The organism is Streptomyces sp. SLBN-118 (assembly GCF_006715635.1).
In the GTDB taxonomy this organism is placed as follows: domain Bacteria; phylum Actinomycetota; class Actinomycetes; order Streptomycetales; family Streptomycetaceae; genus Streptomyces.
Map to the genome: position 1 here is coordinate 790080 of NZ_VFNP01000001.1, position 18974 is coordinate 809053.

General features: G+C 71.5%; 11 protein-coding genes. 7 read left to right on the top strand and 4 right to left on the bottom strand.

The window, feature by feature from the left end; genetic code table 11:
- Nucleotides 1-2: 2 nt before the first annotated feature.
- Genes FBY35_RS03705 through FBY35_RS03715 form a run of 3 tightly spaced genes read right to left on the bottom strand, consistent with a single transcriptional unit; the run spans nt 3 to nt 11405 of the window.
- A complete protein-coding gene (locus tag FBY35_RS03705; protein ID WP_186356851.1) occupies nt 3-353 on the bottom strand; it encodes a phosphopantetheine-binding protein in 351 nt (116 codons plus the stop codon).
- Nucleotides 350-4762 carry a beta-ketoacyl synthase N-terminal-like domain-containing protein gene (locus tag FBY35_RS03710; RefSeq protein ID WP_142212397.1) on the bottom strand — a complete coding sequence of 1471 codons (4413 nt, stop codon included), beginning with the start codon at nt 4760-4762 and terminating at the stop codon, nt 350-352. Before FBY35_RS03710 ends, FBY35_RS03705 begins: the two co-directional genes overlap by 4 nt.
- Nucleotides 4755-11405: a type I polyketide synthase gene (locus FBY35_RS03715; protein ID WP_142214880.1), complete on the bottom strand. Its 6651-nt coding sequence runs from the start codon at nt 11403-11405 to the stop codon at nt 4755-4757. Before FBY35_RS03715 ends, FBY35_RS03710 begins: the two co-directional genes overlap by 8 nt.
- Nucleotides 11406-11768: 363 nt before the next feature.
- Between FBY35_RS03715 and FBY35_RS03720 the strand changes: the two genes are divergently transcribed.
- Together FBY35_RS03720 and FBY35_RS03725 are read left to right on the top strand one after the other, a co-directional pair.
- Nucleotides 11769-12662 (top strand): LysR family transcriptional regulator, encoded by an 894-nt coding sequence (locus FBY35_RS03720; RefSeq protein ID WP_160159222.1) that lies wholly within the window; start codon nt 11769-11771, stop codon nt 12660-12662.
- A 177-nt stretch (nt 12663-12839) separates the two neighbouring features.
- Nucleotides 12840-13790 (top strand): nucleoside hydrolase, encoded by a 951-nt coding sequence (locus tag FBY35_RS03725; RefSeq protein ID WP_142212399.1) that lies wholly within the window; start codon nt 12840-12842, stop codon nt 13788-13790.
- A gap of 128 nt (nt 13791-13918) precedes the next feature.
- Here FBY35_RS03725 and FBY35_RS03730 read toward each other — a convergent pair whose 3' ends face one another.
- Entirely contained in the window at nt 13919-14737 is an 819-nt protein-coding gene (locus FBY35_RS03730; RefSeq protein ID WP_142212400.1) for a methyltransferase domain-containing protein, read from the bottom strand.
- 332 nt (nt 14738-15069) lie between these two features.
- Here FBY35_RS03730 and FBY35_RS03735 point away from each other — a divergent pair, with 332 nt between their 5' ends.
- The 5 genes from FBY35_RS03735 to FBY35_RS03755 all read left to right on the top strand — a co-directional run bounded on the left by FBY35_RS03735 (nt 15070) and on the right by FBY35_RS03755 (nt 18958).
- Entirely contained in the window at nt 15070-15879 is an 810-nt protein-coding gene (locus FBY35_RS03735; protein WP_142212401.1) for an NPP1 family protein, read from the top strand.
- Nucleotides 15880-16047: 168 nt separating this feature from the next.
- Complete coding sequence (locus FBY35_RS03740) at nt 16048-16368, top strand: antibiotic biosynthesis monooxygenase (protein ID WP_142212402.1); 321 nt, start codon at nt 16048-16050, stop codon at nt 16366-16368.
- Nucleotides 16369-16920: 552 nt separating this feature from the next.
- Nucleotides 16921-17568, top strand: a complete 648-nt coding sequence (locus tag FBY35_RS03745) for a hypothetical protein (RefSeq protein WP_142212403.1) — start codon at nt 16921-16923, stop codon at nt 17566-17568.
- Nucleotides 17569-18081: 513 nt separating this feature from the next.
- Nucleotides 18082-18423 carry a hypothetical protein gene (locus FBY35_RS03750; protein WP_399208226.1) on the top strand — a complete coding sequence of 114 codons (342 nt, stop codon included), beginning with the start codon at nt 18082-18084 and terminating at the stop codon, nt 18421-18423.
- Nucleotides 18424-18619: 196 nt separating this feature from the next.
- On the top strand, nt 18620-18958 hold the full coding sequence (locus tag FBY35_RS03755) for a helix-turn-helix transcriptional regulator (RefSeq protein ID WP_142212405.1): 339 nt from the start codon (nt 18620-18622) through the stop codon (nt 18956-18958).
- Nucleotides 18959-18974: the final 16 nt, after the last annotated feature.

An 18974-nucleotide genomic window follows, 5' to 3' on the forward strand; every position in this document is an offset into this window, starting at 1 on the left:
GCTCAGCCGGCCGGGGCCGGAGCAGGAGCCCCGGCGACAGTCGGAGCGGCGGCCGTGGCGCAGGCCGGGGCGGGTGTCCCGGCGATGTGTGAGACGAGGTCGCCGACCGTCATCGCCAGGATCTCCTCCATGTCCTTCTCGGCCAGGAAGGCGATCAGGTCCACGGCTGCCCCGTAGCGCTGGTGGAGCAGTTCGGCGAGGGCGACGAACTCGATGCTCTCCAGCGCCAGGTCCTCGTTGAAGGTGGTGTCCGGCGTGACCTCGTCGGCGAGGAGGAACTCGTCGCCGACGGTCTCGACGAGCATGGCGGTGATCTCGGCGAGTATCTGTTCGGCGATGGGGTCGGATGTCATGGCCGGCCTCCGGCGGGGTCGGGGGTGGGGGGTAGGGTCCGGGCGACAACATGGGTTGCGGGGCAGCTGTCCTGGCCGGGCAGATCATCGACGGTGCTGATCCGTACGGCGTGGCTGCGGTCCTCGGGAGAGAGCACCCGCAGCCCGCTGGGTCCGTCGGTGACGGTCCACTGCCGCAGGCGGCCGCCCAGGCCGGTGCCCTCGGCCTTGGCCGCGGCCTCCTTGGCGCACCACAGCGCGGTGAGCGCCTGCGCCCGGCCGCACCCTTCCCGTGCGGCGAACTGCGCGGCGAGTTCCCGCTCGTCGGGGGTGAGCGCGATGCGGCTCAGTGCCTCCGGGTCATCGGTGACGGTCTCGATGTCGATCCCTACGGCTTGCGAGGGATGGGCGTACGCGACCGCCAGCCGGTCCTTGTGCGCGAGTGAGAGTTGCAGTCCGGCGGCGAGCGGACCCTCGGCGCGGGGACGACCCGACGCGTCGTTGCCCACCTGCACCTCCACCGGGAAGAGGGGCCCCGCGCCGGCGTCCCACAGAAGCTGGCGTACGGCGTCCTTGGCGGCGATCCGCCCGAGCAACCAGGGCGCGCGGGCGCGCGGCGGGCGTTGCTCGTACGCGGCACGCTCGGCGGCGCCCAGATAGCGCCGCATCACCAGCTCCTGGGATGCGGGGTCGGTCCACCGCCGCCGGGCCAGGCACCAGCCGCCGGGCTGCGGCTCGCCGATCGCGCAGATCTCCGGGGTGAACTTCATCGGCCACACCCGCTCGTCGGCGGCGAAGCGCCGGTACGTCCAACCTTCGAGCCGGGCCCACACCGTTCCGTCTCCGGCTGTGAGTTCCACATCGCCCAGGACGGAGTCGGGCCGAACAGACCGGATACGGGCGACGGCGCGCAGGAGCGCTCCGTCGCGCGGTGCGGGCCCGTACAGGCTCACCCGCTCCAGCGAGGCGGGGAAGACCAGCCGGTCGGCGGTCAGTCTCACCTGCATCCAGTGGCCGAGCAGTTGTCCCGCGGCGTCCAGCAGCGCGCCCGGGGCGGGCAGCGCCCGCAGCACCCCGCGGATGCCGTCGTCGGCGACGGCGGTCACCTCGTGGACCCCGGCGAAAGCCGGACCGTGGAACATCCACCGGTCGCGGTAGAGGGCCCGGGCGCTGACGGGAGGCATCGATGCGCGGGTCAGCGTCGAGAGATCGGGGGCGGGCGGCGCGGCGTGGCGGTCGGCGAGTACGACGATGACACTCGCGCAGCCGCCGATCTCCACCCGTACCCGGCCTGCCCCGGTGCCGGGGGTCACGGTGAACTCGGCGTCGACGGGCGGATCGACGGGCAGCCAGCGCAGGGCTCGTACGTCCTCGAAACCGGTCACCACCCGTCCGGGAACCGCGGTGCGTGCGGCATCGGCGGCCAGTTCCAGCAGGGTCGTCATGGGGACGACGGGGAAGCGGTCCGACGGCTCGGGCCAGGGGTCGGGCTGGAGATAGACGCAGTGGTCGCGGACGTACGGCATGGTGCCGAGGGAGAGCCGTCGCCGGAAGGTGCACGGTGCGACTTCGGCCGGCCGGACGCTTTTCGCACGCCAGGCGTCGGTGACGGCACGCACCGCGTCCTGCGTCTCGCCGGCTACCGCATCGAGGGCCGACAGCACTCCCGCGGGGTCCGTGCCGGAGATCCGGGGAGGGTCGGCCGGACGGAGCGAGGGCGCGGCGGCGCCCAGGCTCACCAGCGGTGAGCCGAGGTCGAGCCGGACGCCCGTCGCCGCCGGTTGTGCCGGACTGTCCGGCTCGCTCGTCGCCAGCCGGTCCCAGCGGGGGTTCAGCCCCTCCGTCCACAACGCAGCGGCCAGGCGGCGCAGTTGCTCGACACCGCTCACGCCGCGCACCGCGCCCGCGGAGAGGGCGAGGTGGTCCCGGCCGTGCAGGGTGTCCGCCACGAAGCCGGGAAGGCTGCCCGGTCCCATTTGCACGAAGGCGCGCACTCCCTCCCCGTACAGCCGTGTCGTCAACTCCCTGAAACGCACCGGCTCCAGCAGATGGCGGAGCACCACGTCCCGCACGTCGTCCTCGGCGCCCGGATAGGCGGCCACCGTGGTCGCCGACCAGACCGGCACGGTCGGTGGCCGCAGCGGCAGTGCGGCGAACGCGCCGCGCACCTGGTCGAGGTACGGCGCCCACATGGGCGTATGGAAGCCCGACCGGAAGGGCAGCTCCTGGGTGAGTACGCCCTGAGCGGCCAGTCGGCCCAGCGCCTCCGACACGGGGCGCGGCTCGCCGCACAGCACCGACTGGTGGGGGCAGTTGTCGTGGCTGACGGCTACACCGCTCAGCCCGTGCAGGGCGGCGGCCGCCTGCCGCGCCCCGCAGCCCAGCGCCGCGTACACCAGATCGGGGACGTCGAGATCGCCCGGCCGCAGCGAGCCAAGGAAGGTGTCGACTGCCTGCTGCGGATACATCCCGGCGACGACCATGGCCGTCCACTCGCCGAGGCTGTGCCCGGCGAACAGGTCGGCCTGGATGTCCAGTTCGGGCAGCACCCGGGCGAAGAGGCGGCCGACGGCGATGGCGTCCAGCGCCCGTTCCACCAGCGTTCTCCCGTCGGTCAGCGCGGGCCGGGGAAGCCCGAACCGGTCGGCGACATCATCGATGTGCGGCGTGAAGTCCGGTTCCAGGCCGGGGAAGACGAATGCCACCCGGCCCTCGCGCGCGAGCAGCGGGCTGGGCGTGAACCACACGCCGCCGCGCCCGCGCCACGGCTTTCCGCGGGCGACTACCGCCGCTGCCAGAGCCCGGCGCTTGGGTGTCAGTCCCAGCACGGCGAGGCGACAGGGTCCTTCGGGCACAGGCAGCAATCCCTGTGGTCCAAAGACCGGCAGCGCCTCCACAAGACGGCCGAGTTCCGCGGGTGAGCCCCCTGCCAGCAGCGTCATACAAGCGGCGGGCGCGGCGGCGCCCGACACCGCCCGCCCGCCCGGGGTGCGGGCCCCCGGCGCCTCTTCCAGCACCACATGCGCGTTGATCCCTCCGAAACCGAAGGCGTTCACACCTGCCCGTCGCGGCAGACGTCCGCGGTGCCACGGCTCCGCCTGCGTCACCGGGCGCATGCGCGTGCCCGCGAAGCCCTCGTGCGGCTCCTGGAGATGCAGAGTCGGGGGCAGCGTCCCGTCGTGCACGGCGAGTACGGCCTTGATCAGCCCGGCCATTCCGGAGGCCTGCATCGTGTGGCCGAGCATCGACTTCACGGACCCCATGGCGACCGGTTCCGCCCCGGGCGTGCGCGGGCCGAAGACCTTGGCCAGGGTGGTGAGTTCGGCCTCGTCGCCGATGGGTGTCCCGGTGCCGTGCGCCTCCAGCAGCCCGAGCGCCCCTGGTGCGAGGGGATCGAGCCCCGCCCGTTGCCATGCCTGGCGCAGGGCACGCACCTGGCCGTCCACCAGGGGGCTCATGAGGCTGGCGGCGCGGCCGTCGCCGGCGACGCCGGCCCCCCGTACGACGGCATAGACGCGGTCGCCGTCGCGTTCGGCGTCCGCCAGGCGCTTGAGCAGGACGACGCCGGTGCCCTCCGACAGCAGCGTGCCGTCGGCGCGGCGGTCGAAAGGACGGATGCACTGACTCGGGCTGAGCGCCCGGAGCTGGGTGAAGACGCTCCAGAGCGTGGCGATATGACAGTGGTGCACGGCCCCGGCGACCACCAGGTCACAACTGCCGCCGGCCAGCAGACCGGCGCCCTGCTCGACGGCGAGCAGCGAGGAGGCACAGGCTGCGTCGATGGTGTACGCGGGGCCGCGGAAGTCGAGACGGTTGGCGGTCCTGGCGGCGGTGAAGCTGGGTACGAGACCGATGGACGCCTCGGGCCGCTCGGGACCCAGCCCGGCCTGGAAGGCTTCGCGTAACTCGGTGATGCGCTTCTCGCCGAGTTCGGGGGCGAGTTCGCGCAGTGTCGCCGCGAGCTGGTGGGCGGTGCGCACCCGCTGGTCGAGGCGCGCGGTCGCGACGCCCATGAAGCCGCCACGTCCGAGGATGACGCCGATTCGGGACCGGTCGGCGGGCAGCCGTTCCTCGCCCCCGGCATCGGCCACGGCCTCGGCGATGACCCGCAGGGCGAGCAGCTGATCGGGCTCCGCGCCCGCCACGGCGGCGGGCATGATGCCGAAACGGGTCGGCTCGAAGGCGGTGAGCTCGTCGATGAAGCCGCCGCGCCGGCAGTAGAAGTGGTCGCTGCGGACGGGTCCTTCGGTGCCGTCGGGGTCGTAGTAGACCTCGGGGTCCCAGCGGCCGGGCGGTACGTCGCTGATGGCGTCCGTGCCCGCGAAGAGATTGCGCCTGTACGCGGCGAGGTCGGCGGCTCCGGGGAAGACGGCGCCCATGCCGATGATCGCGGCGTCGGTCGGCCCGGGACCGCGACGCTCCTCAGCCATGGCGGGACTCCACCGGGTCCTGTGCGACGAGGACGACCTGGCCGGTGGTGCCGTGGGCCAGTTCGGCGAGGAGGGCGGCCGTGCCCGCGGCCGGATCGAGGAGGGGGATGCCGCGGCTCGCGTACATCCGCTCCAGCTCGGGGGTGACCATGCCGCCCGCCTCGGCCGCCCAGGGGCCCCAGTCGACGGCGAGCACCCGGCCCGGGAAGCGCTGCGACCAGGAGGAGGCGGCCAGGGTGTCCAGGGCTTCGTTGGCGGCCGCGTAGTCCGCCTGACCGCGGTTGCCGAAGACACCGGCGACGCTGCCGAAGAGGACGAGGAAGCAGGGCGACGGGCCGTCGGCGGCGGCGAGGAGATGACGGGCGCCGTCGACCTTGGTCGCGAACACCCGGGCGAAGGACGCCGGGTCCTTGTCGCACAACAGCTTGTCCTCGATGGTTCCTGCGCCGTGCACGATGCCGTCGAGGCGGCCGTGACGGTCGCGTATGTCACCGATCACGTCGCGTACGGCATCGGGATGGGTGACGTCCGCCGCGTGGTACCGCACCGAGGCGGCCGTGCCGGTGAGGTCGGCGAGGGTGGTACGGATCTCGCGCGCGGCGAGGATACGGGTCGCGGCAGCCTCGACCTCGGCCGGGGTGCGCAGACCTTGGCGGACGAGGGCCGCGCGCAGGGCGACCCGGTCGTGGGCGTCGGCGACGGACGGGTCCTCGGCGTCGTCGGGGAGCGGGGTGCGGCCGATGAGTTCGATGTGGCAGCCGGTGGCCTCGGCCAGTGCGACGGCGGTACGGGCGGTGATACCGCGGGCCCCGCCGGTAAGCAGTACCACCGCGTCGCGGCCGAGCGGGAGCGGTGGCTCCGGTTCACCGGCGAAGAGCGGGACGGCGACGGTACGAAGGGTCGCGCGGGTGCCGTTGGTGTAGCCGATGGCCACGGGCTCCTCGAGAGCGCACAGTTCGGCGATCAGATGGGCGGCGATCCGCTCGGGACGGTCCTTGGGGTCCACGTCCACGGCGCGCACCGCGGTGCCGGGGTGCTCGATCGCCGCGGTACGGGCGAACCCGTACAGGCCGGCGCCGGGGATAGGGTCGGACGCCGAGCCCGGCACCACCTGCGAGGGCGCGGTCCTGCCGAAGGCGCCACCGCGGCCGGTGACGAGCAGCAGCCGGCGGGGGCCCGCCGTCAGGATCCGGCGCAGGGCGCCGAAGGTCTCGGGAAGCACGGGGTCGGGTGCGGGACGCAGCGAGCTCAGGTCGACGACGCCGTCGGCACCGGCCGCGTCCGCGAGCCGCTCGGGGTGAAGGGTGCGTACCTCGGCGCCGTGGGACTCCAGCGCAGCGGCGAGTGCGGCGGCGACGCCGAGGCCGTCGTCGACGACGGCCAGCCGGAGGCCGGGCAGTACATCGGCGGGGTCGTGGCCGGCGGGCGGTCCCACCGGGACGACCTCGACCAGAAGCCGGGAGACCCGAGCCGGTAGGACCGGTTCGCAGGACGGCTCGTCGGCAGAGGCGGGGGCCGCGGTGTCCGGTTCCGTTGTCGTGCGGCGGGCGACGATCCAGTCGACGATGCCGCTGATGGTCTTCAGCCGGGACAACTCCTCGACGGCCGACTCCGCCGGGCCGTCCGCGCCGCGCGCGAGCCCGATCCGGTCGGAAAGGGCCCCGATGATCTCGACGCGCTTGATGGAGTCCACCGAGAGGTCTGCCTCCAGGTCCAGTGCGGGGTCGAGCATCTCCCTGGGGTAGCCGGTGCGTTTGTGGACGATCTCCAGTACGGCGTCGAGAAGTTGGTCCGGCGTCAGGAGCCGGCCGTCTGTCTCCTCGGCGGTCGGCTGCGGAGCGGGGACCTGTGGGGCTGGTGCCGGCATCGCCACCTGGACCGGCGCGCGGGAGTCCGGCGGGGCCTCGGCACCCAAGTAGCCGAGCAGGACGTCCCGTTGGGCGGCGACGAGTTCCCGTGCTCCTCGCAGATACTCCAGTACGGCGTCCTCCCGTCGGCCGGCGGGAGCAGCAGCGGGAGCCGATGCCACCCGGCGCGCCGGGACCAGCCCGCCCGCAACCGGCTCACCGTCCGCCGTCCGTACGAGGTGGCCGTCCACGAGCCATCCGGCGCGCCGTGGCGCCTCGGCCGGCAGTGGTGCGGTGCGGCCCCTGAACAGCGGTTCCGGGTCGAACGGGACGCCCGCCGCGGCGAGTTCGGCGAGCGCAGTCACCAGACGGGTCACTCCGTGCTCTCCCGCGACGTCGAGGGGAACCGCGGTGTGGGGCCGGTCGCCCAGGATGCGGCCGAGCAGACCGGTGAGCACCCGGCCCGACCCGGCTTCGACGAAGGTCCGCACCCCTGCCGCGTACATGGCCTCGATCTGTTCGGCGAAACGCACGGGCTCGGCGACCTGGCGTGCCAGCATCTCCCGAACGGCTGCCGCACCGGCCGGATAAGGGCTCGCGGTGGTGTTCGACCAGACCGGGATCGCCGGCCCGGCGACGCGGGCCCGGGCCAGCTCTTCGGCCAGTTGCTGAGCGGCGCCGGCGACGACCTCGCTGTGGAAGGCGCAGGCCACCGGGAGGCGTTCGGCCCGGAGGCCCGCCTCGCGCAGTGCGCCGATCGCGGCGTCGACCGCTCCCGTCGGGCCGGAGATGACGCTCTGTTCCGGTGCGTTGTGGTTGGCGACGACGCATCCGGGCGGCAGGTCCGGCAGGTCCTGCGGGGCCGAGGCCACGGCGGCCATCGCTCCCGGCTCGTCCCCGGCGGCGGTCAGAATCGCCTCGGCCCGGCGTTCGCTGAGCCGCATGAGGGTCGCCGTGTCGTAGGCGCCGGCGGCCCAGAGTGCGACCAGTTCCCCGTAGGAGTGTCCGGCGGTGCAGTCCGGACGTACGCCGAGGGACGTGAGCAGCAGATGTGCGGCGGCGCCGGTGAGGCCGAGTGCGGGCTGGGCGGTCCGGGTGTCGGTGACGGCCGCGCGCTGCGCGGCCCGGCCCTCGGGAGTGAAGGCGGCGGGCGGGAACATGGCGGCGGTCCGGCGCGGATCCTCGTCGTACAGCAGAGCCCGAAGCCGGGGGAAGGCGATGAACAGATCACCGAGCATGCCTGGCCGCTGGCTGCCCTGCCCCGGGAAGAGGAATGCGGTCTTGCCGGGATCTGGGTCCTCGTCGCGCACATGAACGCCGTCGCCGGGGACGAACTCCTGGGCGCGCTCCAGCTTCCCGGCCAGATCCTCCAGTCCGGTGGCGACGACCGCGACGTGGATCGTCCCCTCACCGCACGAGGTCTCCGCGGCGAGGTCGCGCAGGGGCCACGGCCGTCCCGCCGTGTCGTTCTGCTCCAGTCGGGCGGCGAGGCGGTCGACGGACCTCAGAGCGGCGGCCCGGTCGGTGCCGCGGAAGCAGAAGAGCTCGGCGGGCCAGACGTCCAGGCCGTGGGCGGGCTCGTCCTCCTCCCCGTAACCGGCAAGCACCGCATGGTAGTTGGTCCCGCCGAATCCGAAGGCGCTCACGGCCGCGATGCGGCGTCCGGCGGGCGCGGTCCACGGTCTGGCCTCGGTGTCGAAGCAGAAGGGGCTGCTGTCGGGCTGCCAGTCGGGGTTGGGGCTGGTCAGGTGCAGCGTCGGCGGCCGTACGCCGCGGTGCACGGCCCGTGCCGCCTTGATGAGTCCGGCCAGGCCCGCCGCGCACTTCGTGTGGCCGACCTGCGACTTGACCGAACCGAGCGAGCAGTGGCCCGGCTCGATGTCGCCGAAGGCCTCGGTGAGGACGGCCAGTTCGGTGCTGTCGCCGACGACGGTGCCTGTGCCGTGGGCCTCGACCAGGCCGATCTCACGGGGCGCGATCCCGGCCAGCCGGTAGGCGCGGTCCAGAGCCCGCCGCTGCCCCTCGGGGCGCGGAGCGGTGAGGCCGAGGGAGCGTCCGTCGCTGGAGGCGCCGACGGCCTTGACGACGGCATGGATGCGATCGCCGTCGCGTTCCGCGTCCGCCAGCCGTTTGAGCACGAGGCAGGCCACGCCTTCGCCGAGCGCGATGCCGTCGGCGGACGCGTCGAAGGGGCGGCAGCGTCCGGTGGGTGAGAGGGCGCGTACGGAGGCGAACATCAGGTAGTCGTTGATGCTGTTGTGCACGTCGGCGCCGCCGCACAGCACCATGTCGCTTTCCCCGTGGCGCAGTTGCTTGCAGGCCAGGTCGAGAGCGGCGAGCGAGGAGGCACAGGCGGCGTCGATCGTGCAGTTGGCGCCCCCGAGGTCGAGGCGGTTCGCGACCCGCCCGGCGATGACGTTCGCGAGGACTCCGGGGAACGAGTCCTCCGTCAGCCGGGGCAACTGCTCGTCCAGTTCGGGAGGCAGTTCGCCGAGATAGCCGGGGTACAGGGCACGGAAGCCGTAGGCGCCCGCGAGATCCGTGCCCGCCTCCGCGCCGAAGACGACCGAGGTGAGGGAGCGGTCGAAGCGCCGCCCGCCCGCGTATCCGGCGTCGGCGAGGGCGCGGGCGGCGATGTCGAGCGCGAGCAGTTGCACCGGTTCGATGCTGCCGAGCGAGGCCGGGGCGATGCCGTGGGCGAGCGCGTCGAAAGGGGCGGGTGACAGGAAGCCGCCCCAGCGGGACGGGGTCCGCTCCCCCGCCCGCGCCGGGTCCGGGTCGTAGTGCGCGGCGCTGTCCCACCTGTCGGCGGGTACCTCGGTCACGGAGTCGGTCCCGGCGACGATGTTTGCCCAGTAGCCGGCGAGGTCGTCGGCGCCGGGATAGCGGCAGGCCATACCGACGATCGCGATGTCGAGCGGTGCCTCATGATCCTCGTGCGGGGACGCGTGGCGCAGCTGCTCCCATCGTCTTTCGAGCAACTGGGTGGCGCCTTCTGTCACCTGGGTGTGGAGGGCGGCGACCGTGGTCGTCGCGGTGCGGGCGGTGGCGATCTGGCCGAGCATGTAGAGGCCTTCGCCGCGCTGTTCTTCCTCGCCCACCGGGACGAGTGCGGTCGCCGTGCGGCGCAGGCCCTTGCTGGCGATCCGCAGCCGGCCGAGGTTGAGCTTCTCCAGTTCCTCCCACACCTCGTTCGGGCTCGCGCCGTCCTGTTGCAGCCGCTGCGCGGTGGCGGTGAAGACTTCGGCGTACGGCGTGGTGGCGCAGCGGGTGGCATGACCCGGGGCCGTACGCAGCAGTGTGGTGGCTTCGCAGTCGACCGCCGTGCGCTGGAAGCCCGGGAGTACGGCTCCGGCGGCGACGGCCTCCTCGGTGAACAGGTAGGCGGTGCCCATGAGGAGGCCGGTGCGGGCCCCGCGCTCGGCGAGTGGAGCTGCGGCGGCCATCGCCATCGCCGCGGATCGCTCGTCGTGGATGCCACCGGCGAAGAACACGTCGAGTTCGCCGGCGTACGGACAGGCGAGCAGTCGCTCGATCTGCTCCTCCCAGAGTGGGAAGGCGGCACGCGGGCCGATGTGTCCCCCGCATTCGAGCCCCTCGAAGACGAAGCGCCGCGCTCCTTCGGCCAGAAACTGCTCCAGGAGTCCCGGCGATGGCACATGCAGATAGGTCAGGGTCCCGGCGGCTGCGAGGGGGGCGGCCTGTGACGGCCGCCCGCCCGCGATGATCGCGTACGGGGGCCGTGCTTCGGCGACGGCGGCGAGTTGTTCGCGGCGCAGCTCCTCGGGGGCGAAGCCGAGCAGTCCGACACCCCAGGGCCGGCCTGCCAGGCGCTCCGCGGTGTGGGTGAGCAGGTCGCGTACATCGGGTCCGTCCATGACGGCAAGGGCGAGAAAGGGCAGCCCGCCACCGTCCGCCACCGCCGAGGCGAAGGCGGGCCGGTCGCTGACCCGCGTCATGGGCCCCTGGGCCACGGGCAGATGGCCCTCGCCGGGGCGCGGCCGGAGCGGACGGGCACGTACCGCCGCTTCCAGGTGCCCGGTGATGGCCGCCCGGACGGCCTGGACGACCGAGCCGGTCGTGCGGTGGCGCACGGCGAGCCGGGCGGCGGTGGCTCCTTCCTGGCCGATGGGCAGCGGCTGGGTCCGCAGTCCGCGGGCGCCGAGGTGTCCGGCGATGTCCGTCTGCGGTGGCGCCAGATCGGGGCGGATGTAGATCCGGTGACCACGGACGACGGCGGTTTCGCTGCCGTCCATGGCGCGGACGGCCGCCTCGACGTCGCCGGGCAGCCCGGCGGCGCCCTCCGTGGTCAGCGCGAGCTGGGTGTCGAGTACGACTCCTCTGGCGCCACCCGTGACGGCAGCGGCGGCCGTGTGGGGGCCGATACCTCCGGCAGCGAAGACCGGGATGCTCAACTTCTCGTCGCTCAGGAGACGTTGGAGCAGGACGAACGTGGTCAGTTCGCCGACCCGGCCGCCGGCCTCGTGCCCCTTGGCCACCAGGCCTAACGCCCCGGCGGCGACGGCGGCCGCGGCCTCGGCGGGGCTGACCACCTCGGCCCACACCCGGCGTCCGCCGTCCGCGGCCCACTGGGCCGTCCCGGTGCGCCAGTGCTCTTCGGCGAGCAGGACGGTGTCCACCGCGGCGGGCAGTTCGTCCGGGGCGAGCGGGCACCGGGCCGGTACGCGGACTCCGTAGCGCCCCCGCAGCCCGGCCATGGCGCCACACGCCACCTCACGGTCCCTGCCGAGGTCGAGCAGGCCCAGCGCGCCGGCTCGCTCCGCGGCCGCGACCATCCGGGCGTTGGGCTCTTCGAAAGGGCTGACCACGATCACAAGGTCCCGGTCGGCGTGCCGGGCGGGCTGAGAGATCACGGGCTCTCCTTGGGTTCCGGGCAGGGCCTGCGAGGGGCCACGGCGGGTCGGACCATGGCGTGCCGGGGGACGGATCGGGACCTACGAGAGAAAGTGACCGGACGGTAACGTCCGATGCCGCGTTGCATCGTGCGGCGGCCGGCCCACACTGTCAACGCACATCAGCCACTCATGCCTCAGAGGTATGGATTACTGCCGGCCAAGTCTCAACTCAGGTGTGGTTATGGGCAGTTGTTCGCACTTGTACCTCTTACACCCTCAGGACTCGGGGGCTACCGTCCGCGCATGACCCCCACACTCCAGCAGTTGCGGTACCTCGTCGCCGTGGCGGACTGCCGCTCGATAACAGCCGCCGCGTCCTCCGTCTACATCGCCCAGCCCGCGCTCTCGCGGTCCATCCAGTCCCTCGAACGGGATCTCGGCGTGGAGCTCCTGGACCGCAGGAGGAGGCGGGCGACCCTCACCCCGGAAGGCGCTCGCGTCGTCCGCCTGGCCCGTACCGTCCTCGACGCCGTGGAAGCCATCGAGGACATCCGCCCCGCGCACGGCGGGAGTTCGCGTGCCTCCCTGACGGTGGCCGCCACCCCGACCCTCTCCCTCGACCTCGCCGCCGATCTCGTGCCGTCCTTCGCCGAGCGCCACCCGGGAATCGACGTACGTCTTCTCGCGCAGGACAGCCGCGAGGCTCTGGTGCGTGCCTTGACGGACGGCGTGGCGGAGCTGGGCCTGGTCGATCTGCCGCTCGACAAGGACCTGTCGACGCACCATCTCCAGGACCGTGAAGTCGTCCTGATCTCCCCGCCCGGCTCCGGGCTGCCCGACCCGATCCCGTTCCGGATGCTGGGAGGCCTGCGGATGGTGCTCCCGACCCCAGGCACCGGCCGGCGCACCGAGCTGGAGGCGATGTTCGGACAGATCGGCGTGCGCGCCGTGCCCGTGGTGGAAGCGGATGAGCGGCTGGCCTGGGTGACCAGCGTCGCAGACGGGCTCGGCTCGCTGATCTGGTACCGGGACATGGTGTTACGGGCCTTCGGCCATCGCGTGGAGGTCCGTTCCTTCACCCCGCCGCTTCTTCGCGCCGTCGGCATCGCCCACCCGCGCCGCCCGCTCAGCCGTGCCGCGCGCGCCTTCCTCTGGCACGCCCGGCACCACGCGCCCGTCCGGGAGCCCGCCAGATGATGTGACGGCCGCGCCGGCCGCGATCGCGGGCGGGCTGTCATGCCGCTCGGGCATCGGCCCGTGGTGTGTGGCGGGTTCGCGTCAGCCTTGGAAGCCGCACCTGTGGCATCGGACATTCCTGGCCGCAACGACGGATACTGAGGATGCTGCCGTCCCGGACGACAAGGAGCGCGGACCGTGCCCGTCCCGATCATCATCGACTGCGACCCCGGCCACGACGACGCCCTCGCCATCATCCTCGCCGCGGGAGACCCGGCGATCGACCTGCTGGCCATCACCACGGTTGCCGGCAATCAGACGGTCGAGAAGACCACCCTCAACGCCCGCCGGGTCTGCACGGTCGCCGGGATCACAGGCGTACCCATCGCGGCCGGATGCGCACAGCCACTCGTACAGCCGCTGCTCGTGGCGGACGACGTCCACGGCGACTCGGGCATGGACGGGCCGCGGTTCGGGGAACCCACCGTTGATGCTCTCCCCGAGCACGCGGTGGACCTCATCCACCGGATCCTGACCGGGCACCCCGAACCCGTCACCCTCGTCCCCACAGCCCCGCTGACCAATATCGCCCTGCTGCTCACCCGCTATCCCGACAGTGCCGCGCACATCCGCGAGATCGTGCTCATGGGCGGCTCCACCGGTCGCGGCAACAGGACCCCGGCCGCCGAATTCAACATCCACGTCGATCCCGAAGCCGCGGACATCGTCTTCCGCAGCGGCGTACCGGTCACCATGTGCGGGCTCAATGTGACCCACCAGGCACTCGCCACGCCCGACATCCTGGCCCGCCTCGAAGGACTCGGCACAGAACTCGCCCGTACCTGCGCCGAGCTGATCACCTATTTCGCGTCCACGTACAAGCGGCTGTGGGGCTTCGACTCCCCGCCGCTGCACGATCCCGTCGCGGTGGCCCGCGTCATCGACCCCGCGATCGTGAACTGCGTCGAGGCGAGCGTGGCGGTGGAACTGCGCGGACAGTACACACGCGGGGCAACCGTGGTGGACATGCACCGGTACCTGGACCGGCCCGTGAACGCGCGAGTCGCCGTGACACTGGAGGCGGAACTGTTCTGGGACCGGGTGATCGCGGCCGTGGAGACACTTGGGAAGGGCGGGGCGCGAACCTAGGTCGGCTCCTCGGTGATCACCGGGCGCCGCCCGAGCACGCGCCGGGACTCGGGCGGCGGGAGATGTGGGCCCCTTCCGGCTCTCGCCGCCCCGCTCCAGCAGAGGCGCCGGCCCGTGACGAGCCGGGGTCAGGCCGGACGACGCGCGATGACGCCGAACATGGTCACGGACATGTGCAGGGCGCCCTGTTCGGCGGCGGCACTCAGATCGGCGTACAGCGTGTCCCGCTGCTCCTCAGTGATCAGCTCGCGCCGCAGGGCCGTCTCCGCAAGCATCTTGACGAGCGGCCAGGTGACCTCGCGCGGGTCCTGGATCAGTGCCTGCGAGCCGAGGTCGTCGATCTCGAGTCCCACCGCGGCCAACTGACCCGCCAGTTTGCGCCCGGCGTACGGGTTGGCGGCGGCAGCGAGAGCACCTTCCGTCAGCGCCCCGACCACCTCCGGGTGACCGGGGTGCAGGATCGTGGTCGCCCAGTCGGTGTCCAGCAGCGCAACCCTGCCGCCGGGGCGCAGGATTCGCGCGATCTCGGCGGCCGCCCTGTCCGGCTCGGCGAGGTGCTGGAAGACCCGCTCGCACCAGACGACATCGGCGTCCAAGTCAGCGATCGGCAGCGCCAGTGCGTCGCCGTCGACGAATCGTGCCGGGCTGCCGGCCTCGGCAGCGCGCTGCCCGGCCACCGCGCGCAGACCGGGATTCGGCTCCACTCCGATCGCCTCACCGTCCGGCACCACCGCCGCAGCCAGCACCCGGGTCACCGCGCCGGTACCGGAGCCGATGTCCACGGCCCGCTCGCCGGGCCGCGCGGCCACACCGAGCTGCGCCCAGTCACGCAGCCGCCGTACGCCGGCGCTCGACGCCTGCATGTCCAGCACCGCCACCAAGGTGTCGGTGGCGGAGGCGGTGATGTTGCCCGAGTGAAATGCCGAGGTCGGCCGCGAGTCCCGCATGCGGACCAGCCTAAGGGCTGTCCCGCAATACCCGGCGGATGAGCGCGCGGCGTCAGATGCGGTGCATCGCAAGGCGGAGAGTCGTCCTCATACTGGGCGTATTCGGGCGATTCGACAACGCAGCGAGGTGCCGTAGCTGTCGTCGCGCGCCCGGCGGGTATTGCGGGGTAGCCCTTAGGGGGCTGCGACTGCCAACTCGCCTTGCCGAGGCCGAAAAGCTGCAATGCGGGTTCCGAATCCGATCTGGTTCCCTTGCCTCGACATCCCTACTCTGGTGCGGCACGTCGCTGGAACACCCTGTCTCCCCCATGGCCTGAGCACGAGGAGAATGTATGTCCCACCGACCCCGCCGCGTCCGGACGGGTTCCGTCGCTGCCGTATCCCTGCTATCGGGCCTGCTCTTCGTGACGGGCCCCGGCGCATCGGCCAACGAACCCCTTCCCGAAGGACCCGCCACCCTCCAGGACTTCGCCGCGGCATCCGTACCGCAGTGGAATTTCGCCCGCGCCAATCGCAACGATCCGTGCTGGCCCGAGTCCGCATTCGACGGCAACGGCAATCCGGCGGACGGCGGCAACGTACAGTACTGGCCGAACAGCGACGGTGGTTGCGCGCCGCACGGTGCGCCGTTCCCCACGTACTACACGGTCCAGAAGTGCAACGCCGACGAAATCCGAGTCGCGTTCACCATCTACCAGGCCACCAGCGGCTTCCGGCCCTCGGGCCACCGGCACGACTTCGAGCATGTGGAGGTCGTCTGGCGGAAGAACGGCACCGCCTGGACCCGCGACCGGCTCCTGCTCAGCGCGCACGGCGACCATCGCGTGGTGGCCTGGGGCAACGCGGAGAGCTGGAATCACGACCGCGGACACGCGGCAAAGGGCCTGGAACACCCGCGGATCTTCGTCGGGTACGGCAGCCACTCGATGTACAACAACCAGGGCGGACTCAAGGACGTCATTTCCGCCTACACCAATGAGTACCGGCACGCCGACCATCCGGTATGGGCGGATCAGGGCGGCGGACTCGTGGAGGTCGCCAAGGACAGTCCGCTGCAGCAGAAGTTCGAGGCGAACGCGGGGGCGTGGGGAAGCGCCAACGGCAACCCCGGCAAGGTGGCGCGGGAGTCCTGTTCCCACTGAACCTCAGCGGTGAGGAACGATGGACGCATGGGCACGGTGAGGCGGGGGCTTGCCCGGCACCGCTGCTGAGGATGCGGAGCACGGTGCTGACTGACGGATGTAGGAGACTGTACGCACGTGATCAAGGCCGGGCATGGTGCCCGGCCTGTGTTTCCTGAGAGGTGTCATGTGCCCAGCGTTGTAAAAATCAACGTCCTGACGGTCCCCGCTGAGCAGCGGGAAACCCTGGAGAAGCGGTTCGCGTCCCGCGCCCATGCCGTCGAGAACTCGGACGGTTTCGAGTGGTTCGAACTCCTGCGCCCGGTCGAAGGCACCGACAACTACCTCGTGTACACGCGGTGGCGCGACGAGGAGTCCTTCCAGGCTTGGCTGGAAGGACCTATGAAGGCAGCACACCAGGGTGCCGGCGACCACTCCAAGCCCGCGGCATCCGGTTCCACACTCTGGTCCTTCGAGGTCGTACAGCAGGCGGCGCCGAAGGGCGACTAGTGGGTGGGGCGGGCGTTCTCTGCGGGGTTTGACGGAGCGGCCGAACCCCTCCCGGGGCGTGCTCCCGCTCCGCGTGCGTCAGATCTCCCCGCCTCGTGCCCAGACCAACAATCCGGGCACGAGGACGGCCGCACGAACGCCTGAAGAACTCCCCCCTCGGCCTGCACTTGTGTCCCGTACGACACGCTGGACCCCGCCGCCGTCCTCCGTCATTCACCGAGCGCCCCCAACCGCTCGCGGCAATCCGCCGCCGAAGCAGCGGCCCCCAGCTCCTCGTAGATCCGCAGAGCCTCGGTGTACGCCTGCCTGTTGCGGCCGAGGATCTCGCCGACCTGCAGCCCACCTCCGCTCGCGCGGAGAAGACGCTTCCAGGACGCGGGGCGTCAGGTCATCGTTTTGCTCACCTGACAGCGGCCATCAAGAACTCCCCACGTACGGCCAGATCGGTGAGTAACCGTGCGTGCTTGCGGGATGTTCGCTCGCACCTGGGTCAGACGGCCGACGGGCTGGGCATGAATGCGCCTGGGGACTAGAGCAGTTGAGGAGGGGGCAGTGAGAGGGAGACCACAGTTGTGGGTGGCCGGCGTCCTGCTGGGCGTCGCCGCTTCAGTGCTGATGTGCGCGCTGGCCGTGGCCGCGGTGGTGCTGGTTCCCGCGTGGTGGCCTCACCCGGCGGTGGCGGTCGTTGCGACGCTGTTGGTCCTCGGCGTGGGGTTCTCCTTGATCGGCGTGTGCTTCGTCCGTCTTGGTCCTTGGCACTTCGGGGTGGCCGCGGTCGTGGAGTTTCTCCTGGCTCTGGGGTTGCTGGCGTTTCTCGACCAGGCCGTACTCGCTGTGTGGGGCAAGCCGGTGGACACCGTCGTCACGGAGTCCGTACGGCATGAGCGGAACTCGCCGACGGGGAAGGTCACCCGGTTCTGGTGGGAGTGCTCGCTGGAACGCCTCGACGGTAGGGAACTCGAGCGGAATCTGAGGGAGTCGGAATTCATCCCGGTCGGGAAGGCGTGCCCCGCCGACGCGGAGGCAGGGGACCGGCTCGTGGTGTACGCGGCGCCAGGAAGCTTCGCCGCGCCGCAGACGAACGCCCCTGTCGGGGGTATGTGGCTGGTCGTCGCATTCACTGCTGCTGCCACGGCAGCGGCAGCAACGTTTACGGCTGTCGGCATGACTCGTGCGGGTACGCCCACGAATCCTCCGTAAGCCCCCGTACGGTCAGTCGTCGACCACTCGCCGTCACCATCTTCGACAGCCCGCAGGACTACGTCGCCCGCCAGATCGAACTCGCCGACGACGAGATCACTTTCCTTTGCCGGACGACTTCACCCGCCGCGACGCGCAGGAGTTGAAAGACATCGTTGCGCTGCCGCAAGGTGAACGCGTGACCCTCAAGGGAGACACGGTGCCCCTGGGGGTAGTCACCAGGGAGGCGCTGGAAATCCTTGCCAGCCCTCGGCAGGGTGAGGTGCCAGAGGCACTCTGTCCGTCGTCCGGGCGAGCCGGGGGCGATCACCCTGTCGGTCGGGAGGCGCATCCTAGGGGCTGATCATCGCTCGCGTCGCAGTTCCGGCATGTCCGTCGGCATCCTGCACACGACAAGTAGCGTCATCGTCGCAATCCGTTGGCAGCCGCAGGTGCGAGCTGCCGTCCACCTATGGAGTCTGACGAGGAGTGAGCGCTGACGTGGTGAGTTTGGAGACCTCTCTCAAGGAAGCGATGACATCGATCGAGGGCAGTCTCGGAGTTGCCCTCGTGGACTACACCAGCGGGATGGCGCTGGGTACTCTCGGGGGCGGGAAGGACCTCGATCTGTCCGTCGCGGCGGCCGGCAACACCGATGTGATCAGGGCGAAGACGCGCACCATGGAGCAACTCGGCCTCAAGGACGAGATCGAGGACGTGCTGATCACCCTGGGCGACCAGTACCACCTCATCCGCCTGCTCAAGGGTCGTTCCGGCAACGGACTCTTCCTCTACCTCGTGCTCGACAAGGCCAAGTCGAACCTGGCCATGGCCCGTCACCGGCTCAAGCGCATCGAGTCAGAGCTCGAGATCTAGGCACCATCGGTCTCCCCGCCTTCGTCTGCCCACGACTTGAAGATTTCTTCAAGTAGCCACATCCCGATGCGTTGAACCCCCTGGGAGTGCGGCACCAGGAGGCGGGAGGATCAGACCCTGCACTGCATGGCCTCCGGGCGGCAGCAGCGGAGGCCTCAGCACACGGCAGGCCGTCGAACACAGCAGGAGCGTTCTCATGCAGGTACCGCTGTACCAGGCCAAGGCGGAGTTCTTCCGCATGCTCGGACACCCAGTCCGCATTCGCGTGCTGGAGCTGCTGCAGAACGGCCCCGTGCCCGTGCGAGACCTGCTTGCCGAGATCGAGATCGAGCCGTCGAACCTGTCCCAGCAGCTCGCGGTGCTGCGCCGCTCCGGAATTGTCGTGTCCATCCGGGACGGCGCCACCGTCAGTTACGCCCTGGCCGGTGGAGACGTCGCCGAGCTGCTCCGCGCGGCTCGCCGTATCCTCACCGAACTCATCGTCGGTCAGGGCGAATTGCTGGCCGAGCTGCGGCAGGCCGACGTGAGTCGATGAACGGGCCTGGCATCGC

Bases quoted from the DNA above. Each gene is read 5' to 3' on its own strand.
- FBY35_RS03705 (WP_186356851.1), bottom strand. From the start codon at position 353: ATGACATCCGACCCCATCGCCGAACAGATACTCGCCGAGATCACCGCC.
- FBY35_RS03710 (WP_142212397.1), bottom strand. From the start codon at position 4,762: ATGGCTGAGGAGCGTCGCGGTCCCGGGCCGACCGACGCCGCGATCATC.
- FBY35_RS03715 (WP_142214880.1), bottom strand. From the start codon at position 11,405: ATGGTCGCGGCCGCGGAGCGAGCCGGCGCGCTGGGCCTGCTCGACCTC.
- FBY35_RS03720 (WP_160159222.1), top strand. From the start codon at position 11,769: ATGACCCCCACACTCCAGCAGTTGCGGTACCTCGTCGCCGTGGCGGAC.
- FBY35_RS03730 (WP_142212400.1), bottom strand. From the start codon at position 14,737: ATGCGGGACTCGCGGCCGACCTCGGCATTTCACTCGGGCAACATCACC.
- FBY35_RS03735 (WP_142212401.1), top strand. From the start codon at position 15,070: ATGTCCCACCGACCCCGCCGCGTCCGGACGGGTTCCGTCGCTGCCGTA.
- FBY35_RS03750 (WP_399208226.1), top strand. From the start codon at position 18,082: ATGACATCGATCGAGGGCAGTCTCGGAGTTGCCCTCGTGGACTACACC.
- FBY35_RS03755 (WP_142212405.1), top strand. From the start codon at position 18,620: ATGCAGGTACCGCTGTACCAGGCCAAGGCGGAGTTCTTCCGCATGCTC.